Below are 8,788 nucleotides of genomic sequence, written 5' to 3'. Positions count from 1 at the left end.
GATAGCAGTATGCACTGTGTCCATTCTAAGCCTAACGGTCGAAACCGAACCGCAGACTCGCAGATCACACCGTCATCCGGTAGGTGGCCGCTGAACAGCCCTTACGCTTGACCGAAACCAAGCGCACATCCACACGCCGAGCCAGGCTCAAGATGGAGCGGCTTAAGGCAGAGCTGAGGCGCATCGATCGCCAGACCCGGCGACAACCGAAATCTGAGAGGCAGTAGTTCACTCCCTCAGGGGCGGCAGCGCGACGCGCTGGAGTCCGCTTTGGGTCATTCGCGTCGATGCAGACTTCTACCTGTCACTTCCGGTCCACCCTGAGCAGCGGACATAACCGAGTCGGCCCGGTTGGTCCGAGACGGGCCAGAACCGGAAGTCTCGCATCTTTCGCCCGTCCCATTTTCTAGGGAGCACCCGCACGCCCATTCGGGCAAGCCCGCCACTCGAAAGGCGACCAGCCTCAACTCGACGCGAACAGCTCAGATTTGCGCTATGGACAGTCGCCGACTGAGCACCAACACCCCTGCATGTAAGCACCTTGCGGCGCAGGTACGGAACAACGTTACACCCAAGAGATTCTCGGAACGAAACGGGTCGTCAGTCTTTCTCTGGCTTTAGGAGGTGCCCATGACTTCTCTTGCGATAGAAGGCGCGTGTGCGTTCGCATGGCGGAACTACTTGCTCCTCCACAGCGGCATCAGCGAGAACGATCACAGGCGTTCCGCCCTTTATTGCTACGTCGCCAATCTTCGTGATACCGGCGAGCATGATTTCGATCTCTTGCAAGTAGCGGCAGTCGCTTACTTGAAAAAATTGGACGAATTGCATGACGACCGACGTGCGAGACTCGCTGCGGATCAAATTTTGGCCGAGTGTTTGGAATCACGCCGCGCACGACCGGACACTTAGCAGGCCGATATCTGTCGGTACCTACACAGCCGGGCCGTCGTTCGAGAGGGAGGCTGAAACTACAGCTGACGTTTTGAAGGAACTGGAGACCGCCGCTTTTGGCTATCTGCGCGAGCGCTTGTATTCAGAGCAGCGGGTCGCACGCAGCGACCTTTGGCTATCCGCGACATGCGCCGTGTTAGTACCGGCGAGCGGCGGTCTCTTGTTGCTTAAAGCCTGCCAGGGGCTTTCGTTCCCTTATCTCTAATCGCGAATGCGACGTTCCCAGACGATCGGCAACCACCGCGAATACCACCGCCATCCTACTGGAATGCGGCACTCCAGGCCGCGCACGCATGGTGGAACGCATCCGAGTGACGCCAAAAGAGAAGGACCGCCTTTCGGGCGGTCCTCTTGGGAATTAGATAAAGGTGCTCTCGTAGTACTTGTTCACTCTGCTCTCACTCTGATCCGACCAATTCCAGCTACTTTCGTTATTGTACTTGGGCGCGGACTTCAGCCGGTCTTCGGTAATATTCGTTAGATAGCCACCAAGGCCCTCGTCATATCTCAGGGACTGCCACGGCAAGGGATAGTAGTCGTCGCCGATACCCAGGAAACCGCCGAAGCTCAAGACGGCGTATTTTACCTGACCGCTTCTTTTATCGATCATCACACGTTCGATGGTACCGACCTCACGTCGGTCCGCGCCGTACACCGTCGTTCCCTCAACCTTATCACTTCCGATCAGATTACTCGTTTCACGATCTTGCATTCCCATGATTACCTCCGCTGCTTAGGAGCTTGGAATCGCGCTGATGGTCAGCGCCATCAGCAGCCGCAGTTGGAGAACGGGATAAACGGGCAAAGGGTTCGCTCGAAACGAGCGGACTATAAGGTTTTAATGTTTCGGCGGAACGCAAGTGTCTTGGGTGCTTTCAAGCTGCTCGGCCATCGCTAGTGGCATTGTCCCGTATTCGACTGGTCAAAGCGGGAAAAAATGGCATCGGCCGGAACGTTCAAGAAGTTGGCTGAGTTGAAAGTCATGCGCCTCGCGCTCCGGTTAATTTTGCGCGGCGCAGCCGACTAAAAACCCGCAAGAGGCTGCAAACTTGTCTCCGACGTGCAATCGCAGCACGGCCGTGCGAGGATGTGATGTACACCACCGCGATATACGATGAGCTGAGGCAGATAGAGGCGGATGTCGTCGAAGGGGAACGGCGCCTCGCCGAGCAAGAGGCGCTTGTTATTGAGCTGAAGCGCCAGAACCAAGACACGGAAAAAGCTGAAGCCGAGCTTGAACGGATGCGCGGAGATCAGCAACGTCGCGATCAGGATCGACAACGTCTGCTCTCACGGCTGCAACCCTGAAACAGCCACCCGCATTCTTACGGGACTTTAAGCGGATCAGCTAAGATCGCTCCGGTAGTCGGTCCAGAACGGGCCATTTCCGGATTTGTGAACCTCAGCAATCAGCGTGGGATTTTGGTTGTGTCGATGGCGGTGCTCTCGTCCGTCTGCGCAGGAGGAGGTTTGGCCACGCGCTCACGGTACGATGGCAGATCGACAGCATTTGCCGCCGGTGGGTTGGCTTCCAGTCGCAAGATGTCGCGTTCCATTTCGACGATCTCCCGGACCTGCGCATCGATAATACCGTCCGCAAGCCTCCGCACCTCTGGGTCTTTGATGTGCGCCCGCTCGCTTGTCATGATGGCGATCGAGTGATGGGGGATCATGGCCTTCATGTAGGCGACATCCCCAATCGTTTGCTGGCTGCGGACGAGCCAAAGCGAAGCGCCGAATACAATCGCCGCGACGGCAAGAATGGCAGCATTCAGCCGATAGCTCCTATACATGCCAAACATGAAGCTGAGCATGATTATCGCCATCGCCGCTCCCATGAGCAGGGCCATATAGACCCGCGTCTCACTGAAGCGCACGTGTTCCAAGGCATACGTGTTAAGGTACATCAACACGAACATCACGACGGTCGAGACGGTAATCATGGAGAAGAAACGCGGGTAGGACATGGGCCACCTTCGCAGAGGAGACTCGTTGAAGCTTGCGCGGTTCCTCGACCGGGCGGCTTTCAGCTTCGAGGCATGACTGACCTAGCCCGATGCACTCGGCAGTCTGCTGACCCAATCAGTGAGCTAGCCGGTCACCTCCTTCTGGGGCGCAAAGCTGCGCGAGCGCAATAGATCATCCCGCCAGCTAAGATGAGAAGAACGGCCGCCCCAGCGAGGAAGTGCAAAATCGCCATCGCAGCGCTCTCTAGGGCTTTTCCGTCCTCCGCTGGACAAGCAGCGCCACCAGCAGCAGGGCTGCCGTGGCCAACAGGAATGTCCCGGAACTGATTTCAGCGGGTCTGCGTCGCATGCCGAACGCTATCACGATCGCTGATGGCCGCATTCACCTGAGTTAACACCGTCACTTACTTCAAGGCAGCGACAAAGAGGGAGCCTTAAAATCAGCTAGGGGTTAAAAGCGTCGGTCTAGCACTCCACTGCAAACTCCCGGTCTCCCCCTCTGAGCCGACATGTAGCAGCACCGCCTCAACGGTAGCGATGGCCAAAAGGCGACCGAACTCGACTAGCGATTGGCCTCAATTCATCTTATCTTCGGCCCATGAATGATTGCTGTTGTCCTCCGCCGCCCCTCAACTTGGGCGGAAACAAAAAGCGGGATGCCGCTTACCGCCGGGTGCTCTGGGCTGTGCTCGCGATCAATGCCGCAATGTTTGCGGTTGAGGTCGTCGCGGGCCTCGCTGCTGGATCGGCGTCGTTACAAGCAGACGCGCTCGACTTCTTAGGTGACGCTGCAAACTATGCCATAAGCCTGCTCGTAGTTGGCATGGCACTCCGCTTTCGCGCTGCTGCTGCTCTTGCGAAGGGCGCTACAATGGCCGCCTTCGGTGCATGGGTCATCGCAACAGTCGTTTGGCATTCGCTCCACGGAACGCTCCCAAGCGCAGTTGCTATGGGCACCGTTGGAGTTGCGGCCTTGGCTGCCAACGCCGCTTCATTTGGTCTTCTTTGGGCGTACCGTCATGGTGACGCCAACATGCGATCTGCATGGATTTGCACCCGTAACGATGTGCTTGGGAACCTCGCGGTCTTATTGGCAGCCGCTGGCGTGTTCGGGACCGGCACAGGATGGCCCGACGTGATCGTGGCCGCCATCATGGCAGTGCTTGCTATTCAGGGTGCTGCTATCGTCATCCGGCAAGCCGTCGGAGAGCTGCGCGTAGGCCGTTTAGCAGCAGCCGAATAAATCCCCTTGCCAAGGCTAATGTCCGTTTTGGGTCACCTCCAGACTTGCGGCCGCGCGGTCGCCATGTCCCCTTCGCCTTGCCAGGAGATGTCGTCGGCCCTCTGTTCTAATTGGAACAGCAGCCTTCGGCCTGCTTGAACAGCGTTCTCCTCCACCGTCGTTTTCAACGATCGAGTGACGTATTTCCCCGGTGAAAGTCGCAGGCGAGCGTAGTAGGTGCCGTTGCGCAGGAAAACCGTGAGCCTGCCATCCTCAAGATAGCGAGCGCCGTCCATTCGTGGTGCCCCTGAAGTTCAGCAAGCACCACCATGGTCGACAGCATTTCAATCGAAGCCGGACGGCCTAGCTGAGGCGATCCGCTAACCTATTGAAGAAGCAACGAGACGTTGCATTAAGCCCAGCGGCCATGACAATGCTTGTACTTGTACTGGAAGTACAATTGCGGAGTCGTTTCAACGGAGTACGACCCCAGCGGTCTATGGTGTCAATCTTTTGTCGAGAACCCTGCCTTTTCTCCTGTGCATCGTGGGCTGCCGGTACACCCAAGCTCTTCCAGAGTCTCTGATGCGTTTCGGGTTTGCCCCAGTGTCTCGGACCCCGCAGCTTGCTTGAACGCATCGTCGGGGCTCGTCTTGGGCTATTGGGGTAATTTTAGCGCCTTGGCGCTTCGATAGCGACTGGGCTTTCCCCGGGGAAATTTATGCGCTGCGGGAGCCAGTCGAAACCATATAGCGGGTGCGATGAAGCCATCCTGAAACAGAAGAGGCGCAGCCTTCATCAGGTGGATAGGGGGATTCCGCCATGTTGCGCATCATCAACGCTCTCTATGAAGAGTACTGTCAGGCTCGTATTGACGAGATGCTGCGGCTCGATGGCGTGAAGTAGGCTGCTGTCCAACAACGGTGGTCGCCAGGGTGGCCATCAGAGCAAATGGGGAGGGTGACATGACGGCATTAGCTACCCGTATTTTTCCCAGGGCGTCGGTCGAAGCGATTGCTGACGTTGAAGCGTTGCTATCGATTTCGTTGTTCTGCTTTGGCGGCCTGCTCATGTCAGTGAGCATTATCGTTGCTGACAAGTACATGCCGGGCGAGTGGTTCTGATCGCATCGGCTTAATGATGGCGACCTTGATGGTGCGTACGATCGTACTTGCCGGATCCTTATTGATGTCGGCATGCTGTGGTGCTGTCGCTCAGCAGGCCACCGACGATCAATATGCCGATCTGCAGAAGAATTTTGCCAAGGCCTACAATCGCAAAGACTCGATGCCATGGCTGCGGCGTTCACTGAGGATGCCGTTAGAGTGACGCCAAGCGGGATCTTCGTAGGCCGAGAAGCCATTCGCCGGAACCTGCAGGATGTCGTCAACTTGGACCTGCACGACTACTCGGTAGAGCGCAACGTATCCCGATCTATCGGCAACTTCGTCTTCAATGCTGGCGAGTGGCAGGCCAAGCTCGGCGATCAACCGCTACACGGCTACTACACGGCCATCATCGTCCGAGACGGTCAAGAAGCCAAGATCATGGAAGAGACCGTGACTATTTCTGCACCAGGGCATTAATGGCGCTTCGCGAAGCGGCAAGCCGCTTGGACCCCGACAAAGAACTTTTGTGATTTAAGTAGAGTGGAGCCGCAGGATGCGTGCAGGACTGCTCAGCCGGTTGGTTCAATGACTCAGAACCACTGATCCTGGGACACTAAACCTCTATATAGCTTATAGCAGTTTCGTAACGGCACATCGCTGACTTTGATGAACTACAACACGAAGCAGAGTATCCTGCGCTGCTCCCGTGGATCATCCGAGGTAGCACGGCCTCTACAGCATTCGTGCCCGCGAACATCCACGGCAAGGCCGCAGAATCCCATTAGATTAATGACGTGAGTGGTGACGCGGACGTGAACCGCTGGTCTGGGCCTGTGAGTGCACCTACGTCTGGTCATAAGCACTAGGCCATAGTGGCCGAGCTTATGGCCGGGGATAACTTGTAGAGCGCAGAAATCAGGAAAACCGAAGCCACCAGCAGTCCAGGACCGCAAGGTCCTGAAGCCCGAGCCGTAAGGCGAAAGGGCTTGTTCGAGTGCCTACCGAACTACCGACCGACTAGGCGTCACTCTTGTAGTGTGAGAACCCAGTGCAAATGCTGAACCTGCAAAGCAGCAACGTTTTGTAACCGGACCTCGAGATTGTAGACCTCGTAGAGAAAAGCGAGATCAAGTCTTAGAGCTTCTGAATCGGTGACGACCCAGAGGTTGCGTTTTAATTCAATTTCGGGGGCAAAACTTGTCACAGCAAGCGAGCGGTCTGTAAGAACCCTCTTGGCAGTAGAGAGACGCTCCTCGACCTGAGATCGCTCCTCACCCGCAGCCCATCGAAGTGCCGCAAGGTCATAAAATAGCACGTGTGCGTCAGGTGAGAACCATTTGCGTACGAGTTGAAGCAAACCAGACCCCCGGATACGCTCGGCAAATTCGGCATCAACGTCACGATACCAGTCAGATTGCTCTCGTGCTGCCTTAGCAAGCAGGCTAAGTCCGTGCGAATAAGTTTCAAGCTCCACGCCCGCTTGTTTGAACGTCGCCTTCATGTTTTGAACAATGGCCTGCTTTATTTGGACTTCCTCAAAGTGAACGCTTTGCGAAGAAGGTCCGTCTAGAAAGCCAAACGTTCCGCCAAAAACGTCTAAGCGCTCGACATCAATTTCATCGAGGCAGGAATCCGTAACGTCCTCAAGTGATGCAGACTTGACGATGTCCCCCGGCGTTACCTTTGAACTTTGCCGGTCAACAAGAGGAAGTTCGGCAGATTCATAGGACGCAGATACGAGCTGCGAACAAAACCATTGCCCTTTGTTGACCGATGGAACGATCGGGAGCAATGAAGTGAGCATATCTTCGTCGGCATATTCTCTAGTAACCTGACCCTCTGCAAATCCTGCAGCGGCCAGTAGCTTCTCTCGGACTAACGAACCGTCACGGTAGCGAAAAACTCGAACATTGTTTTTGTCGAGTATAGCGTGTCGATCGAGAGAAAGTCGTACTACACCGAAGTCACCCGATTCTACCGCTATTGGGGGGCGAACAACTATCAGGACATGTGAGAAATCATGCCCTGTTGCTAACCTGATTGCCCCACTGATAAGCGACCCAGGCGTTCGAGTGGCGACTATGTCGCCTGGCGCAAGGCGATCGGCTCGGAAAATCCAGCGTGGTCCATCAGCTAACCCTAGCGCAACGTTGTTCTTCGACACAGCCTGCTCTCCTTCTTCAGGGCCAACAGAGAAGAGCTAACGAAAGGCGACAAGCTACCGCATGGCGATACGATCATGCAACGTGTGAATTACGGCTCGTACCCCTCCAGTGCTCCTCCGTAGTCCACAGGCGTTCATGAGAAAGGTCAATGCCGACACTGAGCAGTCCGAGAGACTCGGTGTATTCGTGCTCACTAAAGAGGAGATAAATCGGCTGGTTGCCGAAAGCGCCGTTCACTCGAATCCGGAGACCTTATTCGAGGATGCCGAACTACGAGTCGGAGATGGGTAGGAAAGCCTGCATTTGCTGCAAAAGGCCAGTGAGCAGGCAGCAATTGAGCTTCGTTTCATGGCGCCGCCGATAGGTCTGAAATTGCTGCCGACGGCGCCGGATGGTTATGGCTCCTGCTATTGGAAAACAATGGCTAAGCCACTTTTCGAGCGGGCACCGCCCTGGGACCCTTACCTTCGCTCAACTGAGCGTCCAACTCCCCCGCTCGAACGGCCTTGATAAGCGCATCAATCACGCTCGGGAGTTTCTCCAGCGAGCCGACTGCTATGGCGGCCTTGCCCTTTTCAAACTCGATGCGTTTCGATCCGACCTTCACAGTCATCACGACGACACCGCTCGGGTCCTGTTGCCACCACTTGCTGGTACGGAGCGGCTTTTCGATCAGCACTTTCTCGCCGCCTTCCTTCTTTTCCCAGCGCTTGATGCGACGCTGATACAAAGGATCAGCAAGCAGCTTCTTCTGATCATCCAAACGGGACACCATGCGTTCCCGCTTGATAATCAATGGGTCAGAGCTGACCTTGGGCTGCGGGACGAACGTGAGGGACTTGAGGATAGAGGTCGACATTCCGGGGCTCCTGTCTGTTGTATACGACGTAACGACAATCCGACATACAGCCTTCGATCAAACGGTCGAGCCAAAACAGACCAACAAGGATGTATCGTCAAATGGGCGGAACGCCTCGCCTCATCTGGCATGCTCTACCTCCAGCGGAGCTGATCTTGCGTCTCTTGTATCGCTAAAGCATATCTTGCTTATGCTGCTTTGGTGCGGCAGGACCTGATCGTATGCGAGTGTGGCTGTCGATAATCCTATTGATGATGGCGATCGAGGGGGCCATGGCAGGTCCTCTCGAAGAAGCGAATGCGGCCTATATTAGGGGCGACTTCGTCAGTGCGGCGCACATGTATGCCGAACTTTCCGAGCAAGGAGATCCCGCCGCTCAGGTGAAGCTTGGATTGATGTACGACGAAGGTCGAGGTGAGCTGCTGCCGGTTTGATGGACACCGGGTTAAGCTAATCCCACCTTGCGCTCGAACTCAACAGGGCTGAGGTAACCGATCGTCGAGTGACGTCGG

Annotated in this window: 11 protein-coding genes; 5 read left to right on the top strand and 6 right to left on the bottom strand. The window is 55.9% G+C overall.

Annotated features, from left to right (window positions below; translation table 11 throughout):
* Nucleotides 1-630: 630 nt before the first annotated feature.
* Nucleotides 631-912 carry a hypothetical protein gene (locus tag IVB42_RS31635; RefSeq protein WP_247397464.1) on the top strand — a complete coding sequence of 94 codons (282 nt, stop codon included), beginning with the start codon at nt 631-633 and terminating at the stop codon, nt 910-912.
* Between the two features lie 400 nt (nt 913-1,312).
* Here the strand turns inward: IVB42_RS31635 and IVB42_RS31630 are convergent, their stop codons facing one another.
* The 3 genes from IVB42_RS31630 to IVB42_RS31620 all read right to left on the bottom strand — a co-directional run bounded on the left by IVB42_RS31630 (nt 1,313) and on the right by IVB42_RS31620 (nt 2,921).
* Nucleotides 1,313-1,672: a PRC-barrel domain-containing protein gene (locus IVB42_RS31630; protein WP_247397460.1), complete on the bottom strand. Its 360-nt coding sequence runs from the start codon at nt 1,670-1,672 to the stop codon at nt 1,313-1,315.
* 305 nt (nt 1,673-1,977) lie between these two features.
* Entirely contained in the window at nt 1,978-2,235 is a 258-nt protein-coding gene (locus IVB42_RS31625; protein ID WP_247393891.1) for a hypothetical protein, read from the bottom strand.
* A gap of 128 nt (nt 2,236-2,363) precedes the next feature.
* Nucleotides 2,364-2,921 (bottom strand): DUF305 domain-containing protein, encoded by a 558-nt coding sequence (locus tag IVB42_RS31620; protein WP_247397458.1) that lies wholly within the window; start codon nt 2,919-2,921, stop codon nt 2,364-2,366.
* Between the two features lie 598 nt (nt 2,922-3,519).
* Here IVB42_RS31620 and IVB42_RS31615 point away from each other — a divergent pair.
* Nucleotides 3,520-4,164, top strand: a complete 645-nt coding sequence (locus IVB42_RS31615) for a cation transporter (protein ID WP_247393885.1) — start codon at nt 3,520-3,522, stop codon at nt 4,162-4,164.
* Between the two features lie 32 nt (nt 4,165-4,196).
* On the opposite strand, the gene IVB42_RS31610 is transcribed toward IVB42_RS31615, so the two are convergent.
* The gene (locus IVB42_RS31610; protein WP_247397455.1) at nt 4,197-4,439 is read right to left on the bottom strand and encodes a hypothetical protein; all 243 of its coding nucleotides are present in this window, start codon (nt 4,437-4,439) and stop codon (nt 4,197-4,199) included.
* A 669-nt stretch (nt 4,440-5,108) separates the two neighbouring features.
* On the opposite strand from IVB42_RS31610, the gene IVB42_RS31605 reads away from it, so the two are divergent.
* Both IVB42_RS31605 and IVB42_RS31600 read left to right on the top strand, forming a co-directional pair.
* Nucleotides 5,109-5,267 carry a hypothetical protein gene (locus IVB42_RS31605; protein WP_247397452.1) on the top strand — a complete coding sequence of 53 codons (159 nt, stop codon included), beginning with the start codon at nt 5,109-5,111 and terminating at the stop codon, nt 5,265-5,267.
* Between the two features lie 72 nt (nt 5,268-5,339).
* The gene (locus tag IVB42_RS31600) at nt 5,340-5,729 is read left to right on the top strand and encodes a nuclear transport factor 2 family protein (protein ID WP_247397447.1); all 390 of its coding nucleotides are present in this window, start codon (nt 5,340-5,342) and stop codon (nt 5,727-5,729) included.
* Between the two features lie 547 nt (nt 5,730-6,276).
* On the opposite strand, the gene IVB42_RS31595 is transcribed toward IVB42_RS31600, so the two are convergent.
* A complete protein-coding gene (locus tag IVB42_RS31595) occupies nt 6,277-7,416 on the bottom strand; it encodes a hypothetical protein (protein ID WP_247397444.1) in 1,140 nt (379 codons plus the stop codon).
* Nucleotides 7,417-7,841: 425 nt separating this feature from the next.
* Nucleotides 7,842-8,276, bottom strand: coding sequence for a DUF6641 family protein (locus tag IVB42_RS31590; protein WP_247397441.1), 435 nt, complete (start codon nt 8,274-8,276; stop codon nt 7,842-7,844).
* Between the two features lie 251 nt (nt 8,277-8,527).
* On the opposite strand from IVB42_RS31590, the gene IVB42_RS31585 reads away from it, so the two are divergent.
* Nucleotides 8,528-8,710: a hypothetical protein gene (locus IVB42_RS31585; protein ID WP_247397438.1), complete on the top strand. Its 183-nt coding sequence runs from the start codon at nt 8,528-8,530 to the stop codon at nt 8,708-8,710.
* The last annotated feature ends 78 nt before the right edge of the window (nt 8,711-8,788 follow it).

Origin of the sequence: Bradyrhizobium sp. 45 (assembly GCF_023073155.1) — a bacterium.
In the GTDB taxonomy this organism is placed as follows: Bacteria; Pseudomonadota; Alphaproteobacteria; order Rhizobiales; family Xanthobacteraceae; genus Bradyrhizobium; species Bradyrhizobium canariense_D.
This window is presented reverse-complemented; position numbering and strand designations above follow the sequence as displayed.

Coding starts and splice junctions, on each gene's coding strand:
- IVB42_RS31620 (WP_247397458.1), bottom strand. CDS start 2,921: ATGTCCTACCCGCGTTTCTTCTCCATGATTACCGTCTCGACCGTCGTG.
- IVB42_RS31600 (WP_247397447.1), top strand. CDS start 5,340: ATGCTGTGGTGCTGTCGCTCAGCAGGCCACCGACGATCAATATGCCGA.
- IVB42_RS31590 (WP_247397441.1), bottom strand. CDS start 8,276: ATGTCGACCTCTATCCTCAAGTCCCTCACGTTCGTCCCGCAGCCCAAG.
- IVB42_RS31615 (WP_247393885.1), top strand. CDS start 3,520: ATGAATGATTGCTGTTGTCCTCCGCCGCCCCTCAACTTGGGCGGAAAC.
- IVB42_RS31605 (WP_247397452.1), top strand. CDS start 5,109: ATGACGGCATTAGCTACCCGTATTTTTCCCAGGGCGTCGGTCGAAGCG.
- IVB42_RS31585 (WP_247397438.1), top strand. CDS start 8,528: ATGATGGCGATCGAGGGGGCCATGGCAGGTCCTCTCGAAGAAGCGAAT.
- IVB42_RS31635 (WP_247397464.1), top strand. CDS start 631: ATGACTTCTCTTGCGATAGAAGGCGCGTGTGCGTTCGCATGGCGGAAC.
- IVB42_RS31610 (WP_247397455.1), bottom strand. CDS start 4,439: ATGGACGGCGCTCGCTATCTTGAGGATGGCAGGCTCACGGTTTTCCTG.
- IVB42_RS31630 (WP_247397460.1), bottom strand. CDS start 1,672: ATGGGAATGCAAGATCGTGAAACGAGTAATCTGATCGGAAGTGATAAG.